Raw genomic sequence first — 21,672 nt, 5'->3', positions numbered from 1 at the left:
ATATAGGACGATTTGATTTTGGAAGAAGCCGTCATTTCGCTGAAAGACGTATCGCTGACGCTCGGCGAAGGCGCATCCTCGGTGCATGTGCTGAAGGGCGTCAGCCTCGATGTGGCGAGCGGCGAAGCGACAGGCATCGTTGGACCTTCGGGTTCGGGAAAGTCGACATTGCTGATGGTTTTGGCCGGGCTTGAAAGGGTCGATTCGGGTGCGGTACGAATTGCCGGCGAGCTGCTCAACGGCAAAAGCGAAGACCAGATCGCATCGTTTCGAGGGCGAAACATCGGCATCGTGTTCCAGTCGTTCCACCTCATCCCCAATATGACGGCGCTGGAAAACGTCGCCGTCCCGCTTGAGCTTGCCGGCCATGCCGATCCGTTCGGCGTGGCGGCGCGCGAACTGGCGGCGGTCGGCCTTAGCGATCGCATCACCCATTATCCCGGCGAATTGTCTGGCGGCGAGCAGCAGCGCGTGGCGATCGCCCGGGCGCTGGCGCCGTCGCCTCGCATCCTGATCGCCGACGAGCCGACCGGCAATCTCGACCAGGCGACGGGACGGCACGTCGCCGACCTGCTGTTCGCCAAGGCGGCCGAACGCGGCATGACGCTGGTGCTGGTCACGCATGACCCGGTGCTCGCGGCGCGCTGCTCGCGCCAGGTGTCGATGCGGTCGGGGCTGATCGAGGACGCATCCAAGCCGGCCTCCAGGGCCGGCAAGGTGACCGCCTAATGCCGCTGTCGCAAACGCTGAGGCTGGCCTTCAAGTTCTCGCTGCGCGAAATGCGCGGCGGGCTGTCCGGGTTCCTGATCTTCCTTGCCTGCATTGCGCTTGGCGTCGCGGCAATCGGCGGCGTCAATTCGGTGGCGCAGGCGATTTCCGCCGGTGTTGCCGACCAGGGCCAGACGCTGCTCGGCGGCGATCTCCGCTTCCAGCTCAACCAGCGCGATCCGACCAGAGCCGAACGCAGCTTCCTCGACCGGCTTGGCACGGTTTCGCACAGCGCCAACATGCGCTCGATGGCGAGGCTCGAGGACGGCTCCGACCAGGCGCTGGTCGAGGCCAAGGCGGTCGACGGCGCCTATCCGCTCTATGGCGCGCTGGAGACCCAGCCGGTGCTGTCGCGAGAGGATTTGTTCGGCGAAAAATCCGGTGTCTTCGGCGCCGCCGCCCCGGACCTTCTGTTCGAGCGGCTGAACCTTGGCATCGGTAACCGGTTGAAGCTCGGCAGCGCGACATTCGAGCTGCGCGCCAAGCTGGTCAACGAGCCAGATGCGGTGTCGGATGGCTTCGGTTTTGCGCCGCGGCTGATGGTGTCGACCGACGGGCTTGCCGCTTCAGGCCTGATCCAGCCGGGCAGCCTGGTCGAGAACGCCTATAAGGTCCGCCTGCCCGGCGGCACCACTGAAGTACAGATCAAGGCGATCCAGGAGCAGGCCGCGAAAGAGTTCCCGCAGGCCGGCTGGTCGATCCGCACGCGCAGCAACGCAGCGCCGGCGCTGTCCTCGAACATCGAGCGGTTCTCGCAATTCCTGACGTTGGTCGGGCTGACGGCGCTGGTGGTCGGCGGCGTCGGCGTGGCCAATGCGGTGCGTGCCTATCTCGACGGCAAGCGCGGCGTCATCGCCACCTTCAAGAGCCTGGGGGCTTCGGGCGGGTTCGTCTTTGCCGTCTACCTGGTGCAGATCCTGATGATCGCCGCCCTCGGTATCACGCTGGGCCTGGTGCTTGGCGCGCTGATGCCGTTCGCGGCCAGCGCGGCACTCCAGTCGGTTATTCCGGTGCCGGCGGAAGGTGGGTTCTATCCCGGCGCCCTCGGCATGGCAGCGCTGTTCGGGCTGCTGGTGACGCTGGCCTTCGCCCTGCTGCCGCTCGGCCGTGCTCGCGACGTGCCAGCGACGGCGCTGTTTCGCGAAATGGGTTTTGAGGGCCGCGGTTTTCCCCGCCCGCTCTATGTCGCCGCGGCAATGGCCATCGCGCTGCTGCTCGCGGTGCTGGCGATCCTGTTTTCCGGCGACCGCCGTATTGCCTCGATCTTCGTCGGCGCCACGGTCTTTTCGTTCCTGGTGCTGCGTGTCGTCGGTACGCTGGTGCAGTGGGCGGCGAAGAGAAGTCCGCGTGTGCGCTCGACGGCGCTCAGGCTCGCCATCGGCAACATCCATCGGCCTGGCGCCTTGACGCCGTCCGTGGTGCTGTCGCTGGGTCTCGGGCTGACGCTCCTGGTGACGCTGGCGCTGATCGATGGCAATCTCAGGCGGCAGATTTCCGGCAGCCTGCCGGAACGGGCGCCGAACTTCTTCTTCGTCGATATCCAGAGCGGCGACGTCGATGCCTTCTCCGCGCTGGTCGGCAAAGAGGCGCCGCAGGGCAGGCTGATCAAGGTGCCGATGCTGCGCGGCCGGGTGATGGCGCTCAACGGCGTCGATGTCGACAAGGTCAAGGTTCCGGCCGAAGGCGCCTGGGTGCTGCGCGGCGACCGTGGGCTGACCTATGACGCACAATTGCCGGAGAATGCAACGCTGACCGAGGGCAGCTGGTGGCCGGGGAATTATTCCGGCGAACCGCTGGTCTCGTTTTCCGCCGAGGAGGGCAAGGAGATCGGGCTGAAGCTCGGCGACACCATCACCGTCAATGTGCTCGGCCGCAACATCACGGCCAAGATTGCCAATTTCCGCCAGGTCGAATGGGAAACCATGGGCATCAATTTCGTCATGGTGTTCTCGCCCAACACATTCGCCGGGGCGCCGCATGGCTGGTTGGCGACGCTGACCGAGACGAATGCGTCGGCGGCCGACGACGCGCATCTTCTCAATGCCGTCACCCGGGCTTTTCCCGCGGTGACGACGGTCAGGGTCAAGGACGCGCTCGACATCGTCAACCGGCTGGTGGCGCAGCTCGGCACCGCGATCAGGGCCGCGGCGGGCGTGGCGTTGATCGCCTCGGTGCTGGTGCTGGCCGGGGCGCTCGCCGCCGGCAACCGGGCCCGCATCCACGACGCGGTGGTGCTGAAGACCCTGGGTGCGACCAGGAAAACGCTGATCGCGGCCTTTTCGCTGGAATACATGCTGATCGGCCTTGCGACCGCGATCTTCGCGCTGGCGGCGGGCGGTGTGGCGGCGTGGTACGTCGTCGCGCGCGTCATGACGCTGCCATCGCACTTCATGCCCGAGGTGGCGGTGGCGACCATCGGCTTTTCACTGGTGGTCACGGTGGGTATCGGCCTGGCCGGCACGTGGCGAGTGCTGGGCCACAAGGCGGCGCCGGTGCTGCGGAATCTTTGAGCCAGAGCCGGTTTTGATTAAATCTCGTTAATGTTTCGACCGGCAAGGCCAATAAAACCGGATCTCCGGCACTTCACGGAGCATTACGTCCGGTTACGGTCTTGTCCTTTACGCCAAGAACCATCATATTTCGGCGCAGGCATGCTGGAGCCCCGCCAGCGGCGCCTGGGTTCAAAAGGACCTGACACCGGACGGGGCAGAAGCAATATGAGGATTTCCATGGCTGATCCCGTTCGCAATTATCAGACGCGCGCCGTGCCCGGCGCCGGCGTCGATGCTGCCATCGACCAGGGCCTGCGCGCCTACATGATCAAAGTCTACAACCTGATGGGGCTTGGCCTCCTCATCACCGGCCTTGCCGCGGTTGGCACAATCATGCTGGCCACCACCAGCGATCCCGCCTCGGCGGTTGCCACGTTGCCAAGCGGCGAGATGCTGACCTCGTTCGGCTACGCGATCTTCGGCTCGCCGCTGAAATGGCTGGTGATCTTTGCCCCGCTGGCAGCGGTGATGTTCCTGTCGTTCCGGGTCCAATCGATGAGCGTTTCGGCGGCGCAGACGACGTTCTGGGTTTACGCCGGCCTTGTCGGCCTGTCGCTGTCGTCGATCTTCCTGGTCTACACCACCGCCAGTATCTCGCAGACCTTCTTCGCCACCGCCGCCGCGTTTGGCGGGCTGTCGCTCTACGGCTACACGGCCAAGCGCGACCTTTCCGCGTTCGGCTCGTTCCTGGTCATGGGCCTGGTCGGCCTGATCATCGCGATGGTGATCAACATCTTCCTGCAGTCGTCGGCGCTTTCCTTCGCCGTTTCGGCGATCGGCGTGCTGATCTTCGCAGGCCTCACCGCCTATGACACGCAGAACATCAAGGAGATGTATTTCGAGGGTGACGAGACTGATGTCGCCGGCCGCAAGGCGATCATGGGCGCGCTGAGGCTCTATCTCGACTTCATCAACCTGTTCATGTTCCTGCTGCAGTTCATGGGCGACCGTCGCTAGTACGGCGTTCTTTGTTGACCATGATCTGTTCCGAAAACCGGTTTCCACTTTTCGGGATCATGGTCTGACTCCAGCGAGTTTGGAAAGGGCGGCCCAATGGCCGCCCTTTTCTTTTGTGCCGGCTCTTGCTGTGATATAGGGCAGATGAACGACGTGCATAAATTATGAGCAGCATCACCTTGCGGGCCGCGACGTCGGCCGATCTCGACCGGATCACGGAAATCTATGCCGACGCGGTGACAAACGGCACGGCGAGCTATGAACTCGACCCGCCAAGTCGTATCGAGATGGGAGCGCGCTTCGACAGTTTGGTAGCGGGTGGCTTTCCCTATCTCGTGGCGGAAAAAGGCGGCATTGTGCTCGGCTATGCCTATGCCGGCGCTTTCCGGCCGCGCTCGGCATACCGCTTCGTGGTTGAGGATTCCGTCTATGTCGCGCCCGACGCCAAGGGGCAGGGCGTCGGGCTGCTCCTGATGCAAAGGCTGATCGAGGCAGCCAAGGCGGCGGGCTTTCGCCAGATCATCGCGGTGATTGGCGATGGCCGGCCCGACAGCGCCTCGGTGCGGTTGCACGAGAAGCTCGGCTTTCACCATTCCGGCCGCCTGGAAGGCTCCGGCTACAAGCACGGACGCTGGCTGGACACGATGTTCATGCAACTGCCGATCAACGGTGGAGCGTCGGTCCCGCCCGATCCGCAATCGCTGCCCGAGCGGAAGTTCCGCAAACAAAAATAAGGGGTTACGCCTCGACCAGCTTCAGCGTTCGGTCGAACACGCCAAGCACCCGGCCGAGTTCCTGGCCACGCTTGAGGATGCGTCCGCCGGCGGCGATGACGGCGAATGCGCCTTGCCGGCGCGCCAGCTTCGGATCCTTGACGATCTGGAAAAGCGGCACTTCGCTGGTGCGACGGAAGACGGAAAAAACGGCGCGGTCGGTGAGATGGTCAATAGCATAGTCGCGCCATTCATTGGCGGCGACCATACGGCCGTAGAGCCTGAGGATCTGGTCCAGTTCGCGGCGGTCGAAGCGCACCGGCTGGTCGAGGCGTTCGTGTCTTGCCTCGTGCAGCGGGATCAATATTGCGGATGCGTCCCCATCCTCCGTCCCGCTGCTGCGATCAGTCATGCCTGGATCCTCGCAATGAATCGTACGCCGACCAAAGTTGGCGCTTTCGTTGCCGAATTGCAAGGCCCGGCCGGGCAACGGCAGCACCGCGCGGTTTCTCCAACGTCCAGTCACGTTTGCGAAACGCCTGTTGGAATTGGTGATGCTTCGCCACAATCCTGCCTTTTTTTATCCGTGCTCATGCCCCAATGTCCGACGAATTTACCGGCGTTGCCTGAGACGGTTCGGTCCGGCACCGGCTCGTAAACCCCAAGCCCCCCGCCCACGGGTCTGCGTCGGATCGAACCAACCTCGGTCTTTCCTTGGAAAGATCGGGTGCGACGATCCCAAAACCTAAATGACCGGCGTCAGAAGCAAGCTGACGCCGGTTTTTTATTGGCTGGAGCCGTGGCGGCGCGATCCATCCGGATAGGCTGTCGTCGGAGGCTTGAGCGCGGCTATCCCTTCTCCCCTTGTTGTGGAAGAAGGTGGATCGGCGCGCAGCGCCGAGACAGATGAGGGTGTTGGACGGAGTGAGGCGTTGGCGTTCCCTGGAACACCCTCATCCGTCGCCTTCGGCGACACCTTCTCCCACAAGGGAGAAGGGAGAGCGCTCCATCTAAGGCTTGCGGATAAAGGCTGCACCCAGGATCGGACCGGGCACGCCGTCCTTGCCGACCGACTGCAGCAGCACGGCGCAGCCGCCCTTCTTGGCGATCTCGCTCATCGGCAGTTCGTAGCGCTGCGCCTTGCCGTGCCACATGCCGGCGGTCTGGATGCTGGAGACGGCGTTCCAGTAGGTCATGCTGCGGCCGGTGTTTTCACCCTTGCCGATCTTGATCGTCTGCGGCGGGTTGAAATAGACGATGACGACATGCGCGTCGGCGGGGCCGGTCACGGCGTCGCCGGCATCGATCATGACGCGATCGCTGGTCCGGCTGACCTTGATGCCGACGCGCATGCCTTCGCCGACCCTCTCCATGCGTGCCAGCGCGCCGTCGACTTCCTTGCGGCTGGCGCCATTGACATGGCTGCGGCCGTTGATGACGGCTTGCGGGGTGTAGACGGAACGGCTGCCGAAGGCGCGCATATACTCATATTGCCGCTCGGTATTTTCCTTGCGGCTCAGCGTATCCTGCCAGCCGAGGTAATCCCAATAGTCGACATGATAGGCGAGCGCGACGATGTTCTCCTTGGCGGCGAGCTCGGCGAAGAATTCGTCGGCCGGCGGACAGGAATTACATCCCTGGCTGGTGAAGAGCTCGACGACGCCTAATGGCTTGTCGGCCTGCTCGGCGAAGGCGCTTCCGGCAAACGCCGAGAGAGCCAGCGCAACGGCCGCAAGCCGCAATGGTCTTCGAGATGACATGGCCGTTCCGATCCCGCCGGTGATGCCGGCTTTGTTCTGATTGTCGAAATATGTGGCAGAAGCGGCAGTCAACGGGAAGTCACGTTGCGGTGAAATTTTGCCGTTGCAACCGCTGGCAAGGGCGCAATAGGTGGACGCGCACTTCACGATGGAAGCGATTCGGGCGGCAATCAGCATGTGGCAATCTCTCCTGGCGCCGGTCGACCTCTATTGCGAACGGACGGGGCCGGAATTCTGGGCTGAACCGCTCAATGCGCTGAGCAATCTGGCTTTTTTTGCCGCCGGGCTATGGGGTGTCTGGCAGGTGCGCAAGCGCGGCACCGGCGCCTTCGCCGAAGTGCTGGCCTGGTGGGTGGTGGCGATCGGCGTCGGCTCGTCGCTGTTCCACACCTTTGCCACAAGGGGAATGATCCTGGCCGACGTGCTGCCGATTGCAGGGTTCACGCTGGCCTACACGCTGTTCAACCTGCGACGTTTTCTCGGCATGAAATGGGGCAAGGCGATCGTCATCTTCGTCGCCTTTTACGCCGTTGCCGGGCTGGTGACCTTTGCCGTGCCGGACTGGCTGCGCCAAGCGTCGAACGGCACGACCGGCTATCTGCCGCCCTTCCTGGCGCTTGCCTTCTTCGGCGCCTGGGTGGCGGCCAGCGGCAATCGTGCCGGCTGGTACAATCTGGCGGGTTCGGCGATCTTCGTCGTGTCGGTCGTCTGCCGGATGATCGATCCGCTGGTCTGCGGCGGCTTTCCGCTCGGCACGCATTTCCTGTGGCACATCCTCAACGGGCTGATGCTCGGCGTGCTGCTGGCGGCGACAGCGCGGTTTGGAAAGCCAAAGTAGGGCAGTTGGGCAGTAGGTGCTTGTCCTTGCTTCCCCTACTGCCCTACTCCCTTATTGCCCTACTCCCTTAAGCCGCAAGGTCGCGCAGCACGTATTGCAGGATGCCGCCATTCTTGAAGTAGTCGAGCTCGTCCAGCGTATCGATGCGGCAGATGATCGGAACCTCTTTGACGCTGTCGTCGCCATAGGTGATCCTGGCGATCATCTTCTGCCGCGGCTTGATGTTGCTCAGTCCGTCGATCTCGACCAGTTCGTCGCCCTTGAGGTTGAGCGAGGCCCACGAGGTGCCTTCCTCGAAGACGAAGGGGATTACGCCCATGCCGACCAGGTTGGAGCGGTGGATGCGCTCGAAGGACTGAGCGATGACCGCGCGGACACCGAGCAGATTCGTACCCTTGGCCGCCCAGTCGCGCGACGAGCCGTTGCCATATTCGACGCCGGCGAAGATGACCAGCGGCACGCCCTCCTTCTTGTAGTGCATGGCGGCGTCGTAGATCGATTCCTCTTCCTTCGACGGGTAATGGATGGTGTAGCCGCCCTCGCGGCCGTTCTCGCCCAGCATGTGGTTGCGGATGCGGATGTTGGCGAAGGTGCCGCGCATCATCACCTCGTGGTTGCCGCGGCGCGTGCCATACTGGTTGAAATCGGCGACGCCGACGCCGTGGTCGGTGAGGTACTTGCCGGCCGGGGAGGCCGCCTTGATCGAACCGGCCGGCGAAATGTGGTCGGTGGTGATCTTATCGCCGAACAGACCGAGCACACGCGCGCCCTTGATATCGCCGATCTTGCCGAAGCCTGATGTCATGCCGGCGAAATAGGGTGGGTTCTGCACATAGGTCGAATTGTCGTCCCAGGCATAGGTCTGGCCTTCCGGCGCCTTGACGTTCTGCCAGTACTCGTCGCCCTTGAAGACGTCGGCATATTTGCGGGCGAACAATTCGCGCGTGACATTCTTCTCGATGAATTCCTGGATCTCGACTGAACTCGGCCAGATGTCCTTGAGATAGACCGGATTGCCGTTGCGATCCTCGCCGAGCGGCTCGGTGGTCAGATCCTTGGTCACGGTCCCGGCCAGCGCGTGGGCGACGACCAGCGGCGGCGAGGCGAGATAGTTCGCCTGCACGTCGGGCGAGACGCGGCCTTCGAAATTGCGGTTGCCGGACAAGACTGCCGCAGCAATCAAGCCCTTATCGTTGATGGTCTTGGAGATCGGCGCCGGCAGCGGGCCGGAATTGCCGATACAGGTGGTGCAGCCGAAGCCGACCAGGTTGAAGCCGATCTGGTCGAGCTCCTTCTGCAGACCGGATTTCTCCAGATATTCGGCGACGACCTGGCTGCCCGGCGCCAGTGAGGTCTTGACCCACGGCTTCTGCTTGAGGCCGAGCCGGTTGGCGTTGCGCGCCAACAGCCCGGCGCCGATCAGCACGCTCGGGTTCGAGGTGTTGGTGCAGGAGGTAATGGCGGCGATGACGACATCGCCATGGCCAAGATCGTAGTCCGTGCCCTCGACGGCATAGCGCTTGTCGATTTCGGCGGCCTTCTTGTATTCGGTCTCCATGGCCTTGTCGAAGCCGGCCGGAATGTCTTCAAGTGCCACGCGGCCTTCCGGCCGCTTCGGGCCGGCCATCGACGGGACGACACTGCCGAGATCGAGCTCGAGCAGATCGGTGAAGACCGGATCGGCCGAGCCGACGTCGCGCCATAGGCCTTGCGCCTTCGAATAAGCCTCGACCAGGGCGATGCGGCTTTCGTCACGGCCGGACATGGTGAGGTAGCGGATGGTTTCGCTGTCGACCGGGAAGAAGCCGCAGGTGGCGCCATATTCCGGCGCCATGTTGCCGATGGTGGCACGATCGGCCAGCGTCATGTTGGACAGGCCCGGACCGAAGAATTCGACGAACTTGCCGACGACGCCCTTCTTGCGCAGCATCTGCGTGACGGTGAGCACCAGGTCGGTGGCGGTGACGCCCTCCCTCAGCCTGCCGGTGAGGCGAAAGCCGATCACTTCGGGCAACAGCATGGAGACGGGCTGGCCGAGCATCGCGGCCTCGGCCTCGATGCCACCGACGCCCCAGCCGAGAACACCAAGGCCGTTGATCATGGTGGTGTGCGAATCGGTGCCGACGCAGGTGTCGGGATAGGCGGTGGTCTCGCCATCTTCGCTGTTGGTCCACACGACCTGGCCGAGGTACTCAAGGTTGACCTGATGGCAGATGCCAGTGCCGGGCGGCACGACGCGGAAATTGCGGAACGCCTGCTGGCCCCATTTCAGGAATTTGTAGCGTTCCTCATTGCGCTCATACTCAAGCTCGACATTGCGGGCGAAAGCCAGCGGCGTGCCGAATTCGTCGACGATGACCGAATGGTCGATGACCAGATCGACCGGCACCAGCGGGTTGATCTTTTGCGGGTCGCCGCCGAGCGAGGCCATGGCGTCGCGCATGGCGGCAAGGTCGACCACAGCCGGAACGCCGGTGAAATCCTGCATCAGCACGCGGGCCGGGCGATAGGCGATCTCGACGCCGGCAGTGCCCCGGTCGGTCAGCCAGCCGGCGACCGCCTGGATGCTCTCCTTGGTGACGGAACGGCCGTCCTCGTTGCGCAGCAGGTTCTCCAGCAGCACCTTCATCGAATAGGGCAATTGAGCGATGCCGGTGAGGCCGTTCTTTTCGGCCTCGACAAGGTCATAGTAGATGTACTCGGTGCCGCCGGCGGTCAGCGTGCGGCGGCAATTGAAGCTGTCGAGTGATTTGGACACGTGCGATCCCTAACTGTCGGTTGCCGGGGAGGGAACGGACGCCAGTGGGCATGCAAATCACGCGCAAAGGTGCGGGTACGGCCATTTCCGCTATCCGTTCCCAAGCGTCCGGGCCGTTCAAGGCGGCACGCGCGCTGGTTCGGCGCAAATTCGGTTCCCGTGCCGACCGCTGGCACGGATGATGCGGATATAGAGAATTTTCTGGAATAGTTCTAGACACGGAATTGCCATTTTTGCTGCGGCGCACCGAAGCCGCGCTTGAACTTTCGGCGAAGGGGAACGGATGCGGCTGATCGCCGAAAATCTGGGCGGCGAACGCGGCGGCGAGACGGTATTTTCCGGCATCGAATTCGCGCTGGGGGATGGCCAGGCGCTGGTCGTCACCGGGGCGAACGGCGCCGGCAAATCGACGCTGCTCAGGATCATCGCCGGACTGTTGCCGGTGGCGGCAGGCCGTGTGCGGTTCGAAGGTGGTGGCGAAGACTTTCCGTCGGCCGCCTCGGCCTGTCACTATCTCGGCCACCTCGACGCAATGAAGAGCGCACTCACCGTTAAGGAGAATCTGTGCTTCTGGCGCGATTTTTCGGGCGCCGGTTCCAGGGGTGTTGAAGAGGCGCTGGAGACCGTCGGGTTGGGCGGCATCGGCCATCTGCCGTTCGGCTATCTCTCGACCGGCCAGCGCCGCCGCGCCGCGATCGCAAAACTGCTGGTCAGTCATCGGCCATTGTGGCTGCTCGATGAGCCGACGGCGGGACTGGACAAGGCTTCGGAGGAGAGATTCGGCGGGCTAATGCGGAAGCATCTCGATGGTGGGGGGATCGTGGTTGCGGCCACGCATTTGCCGCTGGGGCTGGAGGGGGCGAGGGAGCTTGTGATGGGGATGGTTGGGTGATGCCGGCGCTCTGTCGCACCCCCCTCTGTCCTGCCGGACATCTCCCCCGCAAGGGGGGAGATTGGCGGTTTCAACGACTCGCCCTCTCTTTCACGTTGAAGACTGACGAAAGCCGAGGCGACATCCAATCTCCCCCCTTGCGGGGGAGATGTCCGGCAGGACAGAGGGGGGTGCCTGGGCGAAAGCATCTCACATCATGCTAGCCCTCTTCCTGCGCGACATCCGCTTAAGTATCCGCGCCGGCGGCGGGGCGCTTACCGGCGTGATTTTCTTTCTCGCCGTTATCGCGACCATCCCCTTCGGCGTCGGTCCCGACCTGAAGCTGCTGGCCCGCATCGGCCCGGCGATCCTGTGGATCGCCGCCTTGCTGGCCTGCCTGCTCGGCCTCGACCGGCTGTTCCAGGCTGACCGCGAGGACGGCTCGCTCGATCTTCTGGTGCTTGGCAACGACCGGCACATGCTGGCCCTGACCGTGCTGACGAAATGCCTGGCGCATTGGGCGGGAAGCGTGCTGCCGCTGGTCGTCGCGGCTCCCCTGCTCGGCCTGTTCATGAACATGGAGCCGGCCGGCATCGGCGCCACGGCGCTGACGCTTCTGGTCGGCACGCCGGCGATCACCTTCATCGGTGCTGCCGGTGCCGCGGTGGCGGTAGCGTTGCCGCGCGGCGGACTGCTGATCTCGGTGCTGGTGCTGCCGCTGACCATTCCCGTACTGATCTTCGGCGTATCGGCAAGCTATGGCGCGGTGGCGGACCCCGATCCCTTCCTGCATCCCTTCCTCATTCTTACCGCGCTGACCCTGTTTCTTGCCGTGCTCGGGCCGGTGGCAGCGGCGCTGGCGCTGCGGCACGGAACGGATTGATGTGGCCGCTGCGCATAGAGAACCCGATCTTTCTCCAGACCATCTACGGCAACTACCCCGATCTGTCCTCCGTCGAGGTTACCGGGGCCAAGATGGACCGCAACGGGCCTAGCATGCACCTTTCCTTCATCTCGACCGTCCTTCCCTACCGGCCCCCCGCCAAATGGGCGGCGTTCAATGCCGTGTCTTTCGGGGCTTGAGTTCATCGCGGTCGAATCCATTAGCCTTCGCAAGTTCCAGAGCCATGGCTCCAGTGCAATCAGGATGTGGGATGACGCCGGTAGAATCCTGCTTACCTGCGAAGGGGCTGTCAGGCTGTCCCTGACGTGCCAATACATGCGTATCAAAAACATATCAGGTGTTTTGCTTTCGCAGTGACCTTCGGCTTGCGATAACCGCAAATCTGCCGCAGACCCGTTCATTGCGACAAACAGCCGGTGAGGCTATGAATTTCGCCGTGAGAAGCCTTGGATCGGGAAAATGAGCATGCATGCCCTTTATGTCACCGCCGCCTATGCCATTACGGCCGTGGTGCTGGCCGGGCTGGTTGGCTGGATCCTGCTCGACCAGCGCGGCCGCAAGCGAGAGCTCGCCGAGCTGGAGGCGTCCGGCGTGCGCCGGCGCTCCGACAAGGCAGCAAAATCATGAGCACGGAAACGGAAACACCGGCGCGTCGCCGCCTGATCGTGCTGGTGCCGCTGCTGGTCTTTCTCGGGCTGGCGGGATTGTTCCTGGCGCAGCTGTTGTCCGGGCGCGACGTGTCGGAAGTGCCGTCGGCGCTGATCGGCTTGCCGGCGCCGCAGACCAACCTGCCGGCGCTCGAGGGCACCAATTTGCCGGGCCTCGATTCAAAACAGTTCGCCGGCAAAGTGACGCTGGTCAACGTCTTCGCGTCCTGGTGCGCGCCATGCCGCGACGAGCATCCGGTGCTGCTGGCGCTGTCGCAGGACAGACGCTTCGTCATGGCAGCGCTGAACTACAAGGACCAGCCGGAAAACGCCCGTCGGTTCCTTGGCGATCTCGGCAATCCGTTCCAGGCGATCGGCGTCGACCAGGCCGGGCGCACAGCGATCGACTGGGGTGTCTACGGCGTGCCGGAGACCTTCGTCATCGGAAAGGATGGCAAGATCGCCTACAAGCATGTCGGGCCGCTGACGCCGGACTCGGCGCAGACGCTGCTGCTGCCGGAGATCGAGAAGGCGCTGACGGCACCGGGCTGAGGACCGGAAAACGCGATGGACGAACGAGACATCCGCGATCATTTTCTGGCTCAGGCGAAAGCCTGTGACGGGCTTGGCTCGCCGTTCACCGCGAAATTATGCCGTGCGCTGGCCAAGGTTCTCGACGCAAACACCAGGACCGGGCAGGCGGTACGCGGTTGGCCGGGCGACGCGCGCGCGGACGGCCTCTCCTTGCGGCTCTGCGGCGCGCTGCATGCATTGGTCCTGACGGGTGCGGATGAGCGACTGACACAAGTTTATCCGCCTAACCAAACAAGCGAAGATGAGATCGCGGCGGTGCTGCCGGAAGCAATTGCGCGATCCGACGAGCGGATCGTCGCTGGCCTCGCCGGCGCCCCGCAGACGAATGAGATCGCCCGGTCGGCGATGCTGCTGCCAGGATTTCTGACGGTCGCGCGCGAAACCGGCTTGCCGCTGGATCTGTGTGAGATCGGCGCCAGCGCTGGGCTCAATCTCCTGTTCGACAGCTTTCACTATCGCTATGGCGATGCCGAGTGGGGCGACCAGGCCTCCCCCGTCCGGCTGGCGCCAGAGGTGCGTGGCCGTGCTGTTCCGCTGAATGGAGAGATCAACGTTCGCCATCGCTCCGGCTGCGACATCGCGCCGGTCGACTTCGCCGACGCGGCCGCGCGGCTACGGCTTCGGTCCTTCATCTGGGCCGATCAGGCGGCGCGGCTGGCCCGGCTCGACGCCGCGCTGTCACTTGCCGAAAAGTTCCCGCCGCTGCTTGTCAGGGCGGATGGAGCGGAGTTTGTCGAGAAGGCACTGGCCGCACGGCAGCAGGACGGCGCCTTCGTCCTCTATCATTCGATCATGTGGCAATATTTGCCGCGGGCGACCAAGGATGCCATCACCGCCACCCTGGAGCAGGCGGGCAGACAGGCCACGGCCGCTGCACCTATCTCAAGGCTGAGGATGGAGCCGCGCGATCCCACAAACAATTGGGCGGTACTCAGCCTGACCCTATGGCCGGGCGGCGAGACACGCCGCTTGGCCCATTGCGATTATCACGGCCGCTGGATCGAATGGATGGGTTAAACCGATCGAACAATTCTAATTACGCATGCTCTCGTCCGAAAAGTCTGCAACTTTTTGCTGCGCCGACCTTCGGTTCGGGATCATGTGTTCGCCTCAGCCGTAGATCTGCTTGTGGACCTGGTAGAGCATTTCTGAGCGGTCGGCGCGCATGTCGGCGAGGTCGCGGCTGCTGAAGCTGTCGATTTCGGCGACGAGGCGGTTGTAATGCCGGCGCTTGGCGATGCTGGCGCGAGCGCGGCTCATGAGGCTGTCGATGATCATAGCGAGTTTCCTTTTACGCCGCATTTCGCGGCCAGTTGTTCCTCCCTTGATCGATACGGAGCATGACATAGTTATGGTGCGTTGCAAAAATAAGATGTTGCAATGCACCATTGCGCTGGGCGCATAGCCGGTTAGCGGGATGTGACCTGCCGCCTGGGCCAGCATTCGTTTCCATAATGCTTCTGACGCATCATCGATCTTGCCATATCGATCGCAGGCTGGCTTGATCGCGGCTCGCCAAGCGATTGATACCGGGAGGAACCATGGCCAGCGAATTCTACGAAGTCCTCGATCCGCGCTTTTCGCGGCTGTTCAACGGCAATGCACAGGTCGACAGGTTGTTTACCGGCTGCCGATGGGCGGAAGGACCGGCCTGGTTTGCGGCCGGGCGCTATGTGGTCTGGTCCGACATCCCGAACAATCGCATGCTGCGTTACGACGAGACCGACGGCAGCGTCAGCGTGTTCCGTCAGCCGTCCGGCAATTCCAACGGCAACACCGTCGACCGGCAAGGCCGGCTGGTCACTTGCGAGCATTCCGGCCGCCGCGTCAGCCGCACCGAGCATGACGGGTCGGTCATCACCATCGCCGACAAATGGCGCAGCAAGCGGCTGAACTCGCCCAATGACGCGGTGGTCAAGTCCGACGGCTCGATCTGGTTCACCGACCCGAGCTACGGCATCGATACCGATTACGAGGGCGACAAGGCCGAAAGCGAGATCGGGGCCTGCCATGTCTACCGGGTCGATCCCGGCACCGGCGAGACCGAGGCGGTGATCACCGACATGGTCAGGCCCAACGGGCTCGCCTTCTCGGTTGATGAGAGCAAGCTCTATGTCGCCGACACCGGCCGCACGCATGGCGCCCAAAACCCGGCGCACATCCGGGTTTTCACTGTTGGCCAGGGCGGCAAGACGGTCTCCGGCGAAAAGGTCTTTGCCGACTGCACCGCCGGCCTGTTCGACGGTTTCAGGCTGGATGCGGACGGCCGCATCTGGACCAGTGCCGCCGACGGCATCCATTGCTACGATCCAGACGGGACGCTGATCGGCAAGGTCAAGGTACCGGAAGTCGTCGCCAATTGCGTGTTCGGCGGCAACAAGCTGAACTGCCTCTACATCGCCGGCACGACCTCGCTCTACATGGTCCGGCTCATGGTCAACGGCGCCAAAACCTATTGAACGGCCGCCAAGCATATCCAAGGGAGGGCACCATGCCATTCGTGAATATCCGCCTGGTCAAGGAGGTGATTGCCGATGACCCGGCCGGCAAAAAGGCCGCGATCGCCGCCCAGGTGACGGCGGCCATCACCGGCGCCACCGGCCTGACCAGCAACGATGTCTGGGTGGTGTTCGAGGAAGTCGCTGCACGCGACTGGTTCGTCGGCGAGACCGACGTCGAGACGCGGAGACGGAAGGGCTAGTTCCCGGCTCAGATTGGCCGCAGCCCCTAGCGTCGTCATCCCAGGGCGGAGCAGGAGCGAAGCTCCGTCGCGGAGACCCTGGGATCCATGCCGTGACCTACCAGTAGAACAGCGGTGCGGTTCTGTTGTGCAGCGCGCCGGTGTAATGTCCAACGTCAGGCCTCCGGCGGCCTTCCCGAACCGCTGCATCTCCGACGAATGTCACGGCATGGATCCTAGGGTCTGCGCCGCGTCGCTTCGCTCCTTGCTCCGCCCTAGGATGACGAAAGCACGGCCCGACGTTCACCGCGAGCGGATGAACTCCGCGAAGGCGGATAGGGCATCGCGCATTGTCTGCCTACTTGCCGGCTGCGCCAGGATTTTCTCCACCTCCGGCGGCTTCTTGCCGAGCAACGCGATTTCGAGCGCTGCTTCCTCATAGAGCGCGAAAGACATTGTCCGCATGATCTCGGCAAGTGCGGCGCGGGCAAACAGCGAGCGCGGCGAGGCATGTACCAGCATGGCCGGTTTGCCGACGGCTGCATCGCGCGACACCAGCCAGTCGAGCGCGTTCTTCAGGCCGCCTGGCACACCATGGGCATATTCCGGGCAGGAGACGATGACGCCGTCAGCGGCGGTGACCGCGTCGATCAGCGCCGCTGCTTGCGGTGGCGTTCGCTCGCCTTCGTCGTCGGGGTTGAAGATCGGCAGCCGCCCAAGCCCATCGTAGACGGCGACGTGACAGTCCGGCAGCGCGTTTTGCGCGAGTGCCGCGACCAGGGCCGAATTGGTCGAGGCGGCGCGCAGGCTGCCAGAGATGGCGAGGATGTTGAGCAAGGAAATGGAGACCGGCTCGAGCGATTCGTCGCCGGGCACACTACCACATGGTCTCTCTGTATTCCTCGTCCAGCCAGCGGTCGGTCGCCTCGGCCGAATCGGCGAGCGCCAACTGGTCGCGCAGGATCTGGCCGAGCGTCGGCAGCGTCGCGCGGTCGTACCAGCTCTCCGGCTTCCACAATTCGGAGCGCATGAAGGCCTTGGCGCAGTGCATGTAAGCGGCCTTGACGCTCACCACGACGACGCTTTGCGGTTGCTTGCCGTCGACGGTGAGGCGCTCGCGCAAACCGGCATCGACNCGACGCTTTGCGGTGCCTTGCCGTCGACCGCCAGCCGCTCACGCAATGACGCATCGACGGTGATGCGGGCATCGCCATTGACACGCAGCGTTTCGTTCATGCCGGGAATGAGGAAGAGCAGCCCGATCGAGGGATGAGAAGGATGTTCTCCAGCGTGTCGAGCCGGTTGTTGCCGGGCCGGTCGGGGATGGCGATGGTCTTCTCGTCAAGCACTGTTACGAAGCCCGGCCTGTCGCCCTTCGGCGTCACATCGGCATTGCCGGCGCCGTCGGACGAGCCGATCAGCACGAAGGGGCTCTTGCCGATGAAGGAACGGCAGTGGCCGTCCAATGCCTTCAGTTCCTTGCGGATCGAACCGTCGGTCGGCCGAGGCGTCTTGTAGATCGTCCTCAACTCGTCGCGCGTGGTGATGAATTCCATGCCCCTCTCCTCCTATTCTGACGCAATTCCCTAGGGAAAGCGCTACGCGCTTTTCCCCGGAAAACCGCTACACACTTTTCTTGGAATTGCTCTATTTGCCGGCTTTCTCTTCCTTGGCGGCCTTGTCCTCGAGCGAGTGGCGCAGGATCAACGGCATTTGGCTTAACGTGAAGACAAGGGTAATGGGAATCGTGCCCCAGACCTTGAAATAAAGCCAGGTTTCCTCAGAAAAATTGCGCCACACGACCTCGTTCAGCACAGCCAGAAAAAGGAAGAAAAGCCCCCATCGGAAAGTGAGCTTGCGCCAGCCTTCGGCGTCGAGATTGAAGGCGGAATCAAAGACATAGCCCAACAGCGATCTGCCAAACGCCAACCCGCCAAGCAGCGTGATGCCGAACAGGCTGTTGATGATTGTCGGCTTCATGAAAGCGAAGGTCTTGTCCTGCAGCCACAGCGCCAGCGCACCAAACACAAACACGACGATGGCCGAGACCAGCGGCATGATCGGCCAGCTGCGCGTCAAAATCCACGAAACGCTGAGCGACAGCGCCGTCGCCACCATAAAGAACGCTGTGGCAATCAGGATAGGCTCGCCGATATGGCTGAGGATCGGGAATTTCCCGACAAGCCACGCGCCGCGGATGGTGGTGAAAAAGAACACCAGACCAGGCCCGAGTTCGAGCAGGAATTTCAGGCCGGAGTTCAACGCCTTGCGTCGCGGATCGGACAGGTCGCGTTCGAGGATGGGTGGGTTCATGGGATCCTTCTTACGCACGATCCAATCCAAAAAGTCTGCAACTTTTCGGGATCATGCTCGTCAAGCCACGCCAGCGATCGCCCTGGCGAACTCGCTTGCGGAAAAGGGTTCGAGGTCGTCGACCTGTTCGCCGACGCCGATGAAGTAGACCGGCAATTTGTGCTTTGCCGCGATCGCCACCAGAATACCGCCGCGCGCCGTGCCGTCCAGCTTGGTCATCACCAGGCCGTTGACGCCGGCGACATTGCGGAAGATCTCGACCTGGTTGAGCGCATTCTGGCCGGTGGTGGCATCGACCGTCTGCAGCACGGTGTGCGGCGCTTCCGGATCGAGCTTGCCCAGCACGCGGACGATCTTTTCCAGTTCCGCCATCAGTTCGGTCTTGTTCTGCAGCCGCCCGGCGGTGTCGATGATCAGCACGTCGGAGCCGGCCTCCTTCGCCCGCTCGAAGGCGTCGTAAGCGAGGCCGGCGGCGTCGGCGCCGAGCTTCGAGGCAATGACCGGCGAGTTGGTGCGCTCGCCCCAGATCTTCAACTGCTCGATCGCGGCGGCGCGGAAAGTGTCGCCGGCGGCGAGCATCACCGAGAGGCCGCCATCGGTGAGCTTTGCGGCGAGCTTGCCGATGGTTGTGGTTTTCCCCGTGCCGTTGACGCCGACGACCAGGATGACGTGCGGCTTGTGGCTGAGGTCGAGTTCCAGCGGCATGGCGACATGGGTCAGTACCTTCTCCACCTCGGCCGCCATGATGGCGCGGACTTCCGTCTCGGAGACATCCTTGCCGTAGCGGCTGGCGGAGAGCGCGTCGGTAACGCGCAAAGCCGTCTCCATGCCGAGATCGGCGCGGATCAGCACATCCTCCAGGTCCTGCAGCGTGTCCTCGTCGAGCTTGCGCTTGGTGAAGACGCCGGCGATGTTGCCGGACAACTCCCTGGAAGAGCGGGCCAGCCCGTCTCGCATGCGCTGGAACCAGGAGCGCCTCGGCGCCGGTTCGGGCGCTCTTTGCGGCTCGGCCTTCTGCTCGACCTTCTTGGTTACGGTCACCTTGCCGGGGGCAGGTTTTGGCTCCGGCGATGGTTGCGGAATGGCCTCTGGTTCGGGCGCAATCTCGGTCAAGACCGGTTTCGTTTCGACCGGGGCGGGCTGGCGGAGCGGAGGCGGGATTTCGGCCGGCGGCGCTTCGGGCGCTGCGGAGGGGCTCTCGGCGGGCGGTGCGGTATCTTGCAGAGGTTCGCGCTGCCCCTCACCCTTTCCCGTTCCGGGGCGAGCCGCTTGTCTCGCCGGTCCTTCGGACCCCCGTGAAGGACGGAGAGAGGGGGACGTCAGCGTTGCAGCTTCTTCTTCATCGCTTTCAAAAGGAGGCTCGGCCTGCCGATCAGCCCCCTTCTCCCCGTCACCATACGGGGAGAAGGTGCCGGCAGGCGGATGAGGGGCAGCGCCAGCTTCCGATGACCGAGGCTCAGTCTGGACAATCTCCGGCTGCTCCGGCTCGGGAATAACAAGCTCGGCCGGGATTTCTTCCGGCTCCTCAGCAGGCGTTTCCGACTCCGGCTGGATCTCTGGCTCGGGCGGAATGGTTGGTGCGAGTTCGAGCGGTGGCTGCGGCGCGGGCGGCGCTTCCGTCTCGACAGACGGCGGAGGCGCAGTGTCTGCCTCGGGCCGCGACTCTTCGCGTTTCAAAAACTCCGGGACGGCCTGCTCGGCCGCCGGCTTCAGCGCCTCCAGTTCGTCCCATTTGATCGGCGGCAGCGGTGCGGTCTCGTCGGGCCGCTCCTCGACAACTTCCTTCTTGCCGAACGAAAATATCTTCTTGAAAAACCCGGCCATGTCTTGCGCTCTCAGGCGGCGCGGGCGGCAAGCGGCGCGGCGATCAGTCTGATACCGTCATTGCCAGCGATATCAGCCTCGACGATGTCGCCCGGCGCCCCGGCTGACAACACGGCCAGCGTAAACCCTTCGGTGCGGCCGAGCCCATCGCGCTCGACCAGGATCGACTGGCGTGTGCCAGCGAGCGAGGAAAGGTGACGGCGGTAGGCGACCTCGCCGGCGGCGCGCAACCGTGCGGCGCGCTGCTTGACCATTTCGCGGCGAAGCTGCGGCATGCGCGCGGCGGGCGTGCCCTGGCGCGGCGAAAACGGGAAGACATGGAGATGCGTCAGGCCGCATTCCTCGACGATCTCCAGCGAGTTTTCGAACATGGCATCCGTCTCCGTCGGGAAGCCGGCGATGATGTCGGCGCCGAAAACGATGCCGTGGCGCAGTTTGCGCACATCCTCGCAAAAGCGGATCGACTGGTCGCGGCTGTGCCGGCGCTTCATCCGCTTCAGGATCATGTCGTCACCCGATTGCAGCGACAGGTGCAGATGCGGCATCAGCCTCGGCTCGGTGGCGATGGCGTCCAGCAGATCGTCGTCGGCCTCGATCGAATCGATGGAAGAAAGCCGCAGGCGTTTCACGTCTGGCACCTGCTTCAGGATGGTCTTGACCAATTTGCCGAGCTTCGGTGCGCCCGGCAGATCGGCGCCAAAACTGGTCATGTCGACGCCCGTCAGCACGATCTCGGCATAACCATTGCCGGCGAGTCGCTTGACCTGCTCAACCACGGCGCCCATCGGGACCGAGCGCGAATTTCCGCGACCGTAGGGAATGATGCAGAAGGTGCAGCGGTGGTCGCAGCCGTTCTGCACCTGGACAAAAGCGCGCGCCCGGCCCTCGATGGCGTCGACCATGTGGGTGGCCGTTTCGCGCACCGAAAAGATATCGTTGACGCGCGCCTTTTCGGTGTCGTTGACGCCGAAATCCGGCAGCGCGCGATATGAATGCGCCTTCAGCTTCTCCTCATTGCCGAGGACGAGATCGACCTCGTCCATGGCGACGAAATCCTGCGGGCCGGTCTGCGCGGCGCAGCCGGTGACGATGATGCGGGCGGCCGGGTTCTCACGGCGGGCTTTTCTGATCGACTGCTTGGCCTGGCGCACCGCCTCGCCGGTGACGGCGCAGGTGTTGAAGATGATAGCGCCGCCTTCGAGCCCGCCGAGGCCCGCACTTTCGGCTTCACGCCGCATCACCTCGGATTCATAGGTGTTCAGCCGGCAGCCGAAGGTGACGACGTCGATACCCCTGTTGCCACGAGGAGCCATCAGGCGGCGCTTTCGGTGTCGCGCGCCCACGCCCCGGTCGACGGATCGAAGTTGCCGGAAAATTCCCATTCGGCGGCACCGGTCAGGATGACGTGGTCGTCGTCGCGCCACAGGACGTGCAGCGAGCCGCCGCCGGGCGTCATCAGCGTGACGCTGCGGCCGGTGCGCCGGGTGCGGGCC

21 protein-coding genes and 2 pseudogenes are annotated in these 21,672 nt (G+C 63.6%); 13 read left to right on the top strand and 10 right to left on the bottom strand.

Going from position 1 to position 21,672, the window contains the following annotated elements:
- The first annotated feature begins 18 nt into the window (after window positions 1-18).
- The 4 genes from X760_RS67825 to X760_RS67810 all read left to right on the top strand — a co-directional run bounded on the left by X760_RS67825 (window position 19) and on the right by X760_RS67810 (window position 5,011).
- Complete coding sequence (locus tag X760_RS67825) at window positions 19-729, top strand: ABC transporter ATP-binding protein (RefSeq protein WP_023721893.1); 711 nt, start codon at window positions 19-21, stop codon at window positions 727-729.
- A complete protein-coding gene (locus X760_RS67820) occupies window positions 729-3,278 on the top strand; it encodes an ABC transporter permease (RefSeq protein WP_023721892.1) in 2,550 nt (849 codons plus the stop codon). The genes X760_RS67825 and X760_RS67820 overlap by 1 nt, the downstream gene beginning before the upstream one ends.
- Before the next feature lie 219 nt (window positions 3,279-3,497).
- Complete coding sequence (locus X760_RS67815; RefSeq protein ID WP_023721891.1) at window positions 3,498-4,277, top strand: Bax inhibitor-1/YccA family protein; 780 nt, start codon at window positions 3,498-3,500, stop codon at window positions 4,275-4,277.
- Window positions 4,278-4,441: 164 nt separating this feature from the next.
- Window positions 4,442-5,011, top strand: a complete 570-nt coding sequence (locus X760_RS67810; protein WP_023721890.1) for a GNAT family N-acetyltransferase — start codon at window positions 4,442-4,444, stop codon at window positions 5,009-5,011.
- 4 nt (window positions 5,012-5,015) lie between these two features.
- Here the strand turns inward: X760_RS67810 and X760_RS67805 are convergent, their stop codons facing one another.
- Window positions 5,016-5,402 carry a DUF2794 domain-containing protein gene (locus tag X760_RS67805; protein ID WP_023721889.1) on the bottom strand — a complete coding sequence of 129 codons (387 nt, stop codon included), beginning with the start codon at window positions 5,400-5,402 and terminating at the stop codon, window positions 5,016-5,018.
- Window positions 5,403-6,000: 598 nt separating this feature from the next.
- Window positions 6,001-6,750, bottom strand: coding sequence for a thioredoxin family protein (locus X760_RS67800; RefSeq protein WP_023721888.1), 750 nt, complete (start codon window positions 6,748-6,750; stop codon window positions 6,001-6,003).
- A 175-nt stretch (window positions 6,751-6,925) separates the two neighbouring features.
- On the opposite strand from X760_RS67800, the gene X760_RS67795 reads away from it, so the two are divergent.
- Window positions 6,926-7,588, top strand: a complete 663-nt coding sequence (locus tag X760_RS67795) for a ceramidase domain-containing protein (RefSeq protein WP_023721887.1) — start codon at window positions 6,926-6,928, stop codon at window positions 7,586-7,588.
- 67 nt (window positions 7,589-7,655) lie between these two features.
- Here the strand turns inward: X760_RS67795 and acnA are convergent, their stop codons facing one another.
- Window positions 7,656-10,346, bottom strand: coding sequence for an aconitate hydratase AcnA (acnA, locus tag X760_RS67790; protein WP_023721886.1), 2,691 nt, complete (start codon window positions 10,344-10,346; stop codon window positions 7,656-7,658).
- Between the two features lie 283 nt (window positions 10,347-10,629).
- Here acnA and ccmA point away from each other — a divergent pair, with 283 nt between their 5' ends.
- The 6 genes from ccmA (at window position 10,630) to X760_RS67760 (ending at window position 14,379) form a co-directional block, all read left to right on the top strand.
- The gene (gene ccmA / locus X760_RS67785; RefSeq protein WP_023721885.1) at window positions 10,630-11,238 is read left to right on the top strand and encodes a heme ABC exporter ATP-binding protein CcmA; all 609 of its coding nucleotides are present in this window, start codon (window positions 10,630-10,632) and stop codon (window positions 11,236-11,238) included.
- Between the two features lie 196 nt (window positions 11,239-11,434).
- Complete coding sequence (ccmB, locus tag X760_RS67780) at window positions 11,435-12,100, top strand: heme exporter protein CcmB (protein ID WP_023721884.1); 666 nt, start codon at window positions 11,435-11,437, stop codon at window positions 12,098-12,100.
- Window positions 12,100-12,300, top strand: coding sequence for an Imm50 family immunity protein (locus X760_RS67775; RefSeq protein ID WP_023721883.1), 201 nt, complete (start codon window positions 12,100-12,102; stop codon window positions 12,298-12,300). The genes ccmB and X760_RS67775 overlap by 1 nt, the downstream gene beginning before the upstream one ends.
- Window positions 12,301-12,580: 280 nt before the next feature.
- Window positions 12,581-12,748 carry a heme exporter protein CcmD gene (gene ccmD, locus X760_RS67770; protein ID WP_023721882.1) on the top strand — a complete coding sequence of 56 codons (168 nt, stop codon included), beginning with the start codon at window positions 12,581-12,583 and terminating at the stop codon, window positions 12,746-12,748.
- Window positions 12,745-13,320, top strand: a complete 576-nt coding sequence (locus X760_RS67765; protein ID WP_023721881.1) for a DsbE family thiol:disulfide interchange protein — start codon at window positions 12,745-12,747, stop codon at window positions 13,318-13,320. Before ccmD ends, X760_RS67765 begins: the two co-directional genes overlap by 4 nt.
- A 15-nt stretch (window positions 13,321-13,335) precedes the next feature.
- Window positions 13,336-14,379, top strand: coding sequence for a DUF2332 family protein (locus X760_RS67760; protein ID WP_023721880.1), 1,044 nt, complete (start codon window positions 13,336-13,338; stop codon window positions 14,377-14,379).
- Window positions 14,380-14,472: 93 nt separating this feature from the next.
- Here the strand turns inward: X760_RS67760 and X760_RS75440 are convergent, their stop codons facing one another.
- On the bottom strand, window positions 14,473-14,640 hold the full coding sequence (locus tag X760_RS75440; protein WP_023721879.1) for a hypothetical protein: 168 nt from the start codon (window positions 14,638-14,640) through the stop codon (window positions 14,473-14,475).
- Between the two features lie 263 nt (window positions 14,641-14,903).
- Between X760_RS75440 and X760_RS67755 the strand changes: the two genes are divergently transcribed.
- Window positions 14,904-15,821, top strand: coding sequence for an SMP-30/gluconolactonase/LRE family protein (locus X760_RS67755; RefSeq protein WP_031194900.1), 918 nt, complete (start codon window positions 14,904-14,906; stop codon window positions 15,819-15,821).
- A 32-nt stretch (window positions 15,822-15,853) separates the two neighbouring features.
- A complete protein-coding gene (locus tag X760_RS67750) occupies window positions 15,854-16,063 on the top strand; it encodes a tautomerase family protein (protein WP_023721877.1) in 210 nt (69 codons plus the stop codon).
- A 282-nt stretch (window positions 16,064-16,345) separates the two neighbouring features.
- Here the strand turns inward: X760_RS67750 and X760_RS67745 are convergent, their stop codons facing one another.
- From X760_RS67745 to X760_RS0139525, 6 genes and pseudogenes are all read right to left on the bottom strand, one after another.
- Window positions 16,346-16,879, bottom strand: a complete 534-nt coding sequence (locus X760_RS67745) for an NADPH-dependent FMN reductase (RefSeq protein ID WP_023721876.1) — start codon at window positions 16,877-16,879, stop codon at window positions 16,346-16,348.
- 40 nt (window positions 16,880-16,919) lie between these two features.
- Window positions 16,920-17,598, bottom strand: a pseudogene (locus X760_RS67740) (pyridoxamine 5'-phosphate oxidase family protein).
- A gap of 91 nt (window positions 17,599-17,689) precedes the next feature.
- Complete coding sequence (locus X760_RS67735; protein WP_023721875.1) at window positions 17,690-18,355, bottom strand: septation protein A; 666 nt, start codon at window positions 18,353-18,355, stop codon at window positions 17,690-17,692.
- Window positions 18,356-18,415: 60 nt separating this feature from the next.
- Window positions 18,416-20,179: a signal recognition particle-docking protein FtsY gene (gene ftsY / locus X760_RS67730; protein ID WP_023721874.1), complete on the bottom strand. Its 1,764-nt coding sequence runs from the start codon at window positions 20,177-20,179 to the stop codon at window positions 18,416-18,418.
- A gap of 11 nt (window positions 20,180-20,190) precedes the next feature.
- Window positions 20,191-21,492, bottom strand: a complete 1,302-nt coding sequence (gene mtaB, locus X760_RS67725) for a tRNA (N(6)-L-threonylcarbamoyladenosine(37)-C(2))-methylthiotransferase MtaB (RefSeq protein ID WP_031194899.1) — start codon at window positions 21,490-21,492, stop codon at window positions 20,191-20,193.
- Window positions 21,492-21,672, bottom strand: a pseudogene (locus tag X760_RS0139525) (diaminopimelate epimerase); the annotation flags it as partial. The pseudogene X760_RS0139525 and the gene mtaB, both read right to left, overlap by 1 nt.

Source organism: Mesorhizobium sp. LSHC420B00 (assembly GCF_000503055.1).
Lineage (GTDB): Bacteria > Pseudomonadota > Alphaproteobacteria > Rhizobiales > Rhizobiaceae > Mesorhizobium.
This window is presented reverse-complemented; position numbering and strand designations above follow the sequence as displayed.